Origin of the sequence: Armatimonas sp. (assembly GCF_031410135.1) — a bacterium.
Classification (GTDB): Bacteria; Armatimonadota; Armatimonadia; order Armatimonadales; family Armatimonadaceae; genus Armatimonas.
Genome location: NZ_JANNYP010000273.1, coordinates 1 through 1,050 on the forward strand (window position 1 = coordinate 1; position 1,050 = coordinate 1,050).

Sequence of the window (1,050 nt, forward strand, 5' to 3'; positions counted from 1 at the left end):
CGGCCCGTCTTGGTAAACGACTCCCAGGAGCGGTCGATGTCATTCGACGAGCGCGAGGCGTGGATCAGGCCCAGCGACGGCCAGATCGGGTGGTTGCAGCCGAGGATCACGCTGCCCTTGCCCGCACCCCGGAGAATGGCCTCCATCCCGCGCCGATACGCCTCGATACGAGTGGCATTTTTGTCGAAGTGGTGGCCGCCGTGGATCGCGCCCCAGTAGTTGGCGTCGAGCTTGAAGTACGTCACGCCCCACTCGCGGTTGAGCGTCCGAAAGAGATCTTCGAGGTGTTTCTGGACCGCAGGGTGGGTGCCGTCCAGACAATACCACGGCCCCATGCGCCAGCCACCAAAGCCGATCTTGTTGGAGGGAAGGGGAGCGCCAGTCTCATCTTTCACGAACCAGTCTGGGTGCTGCGCAAAGAGGCTCGACAGCCCGTCGGCGATAAACGGGGCGACCCAGAGCGCGGGCTCAAAGCCCTTTTGCGCGATTGCCTTGAGAACAGTCTGGACGGAGCCGCCAAAGGCGTTCCCCGTGTCGAGCCAGTCGCCCATGTGCGGCTGGTAGCCATCGTCGATCTGGATGTAGCGCAGGGATGGGAGGTTTTTCGCGGCCCACTCTAGGTTGTCGTAGATGTTTTTGTCCGTGACCTCGGGGCCGAAGCAGTACCAGGAGCACCAGCCAGTTGGGACGGGGCTGTGTGTGAGTTTGGGGTGGTGCTTGGCGATGGAGTGAGTAAGTTTGTCTAAAAGCGCCTCGCGGTCATTTCCCGTGGCGAGGAGGAACTCTTCTAGCTCCCAGCGCTCACCAGCCGCAATGGTCTTGTTCTCCGTGTCGAGCGAGATGCGCAGGCGGGTGGAGTCGAAGCTAAAGCGCCCGATAAAGCGCTTGCACGACGTAAAGCCTAGCAAGACGCGCTCTTGGTTTTCTGGGGCGAGCATGAGCATCCCGTAGCTCGTGCGTAGGCCCTCGGGTTCAGGGATTTTGTAGTGCGTGCGGTCTGGGTAGTAGCCCACATCGGTGGGGCTTTCGAGTGTGCCCGCCAGCTGGCTG

At 61.7% G+C, this 1,050-nt stretch carries 1 protein-coding gene; it reads right to left on the bottom strand.

The window, feature by feature from the left end; translation table 11 throughout:
- Positions 1–1,050, bottom strand: a 1,050-nt coding sequence (locus RMO15_RS10200) for an alpha-galactosidase (RefSeq protein ID WP_309711510.1), incomplete at both ends; no start/stop codon positions are given.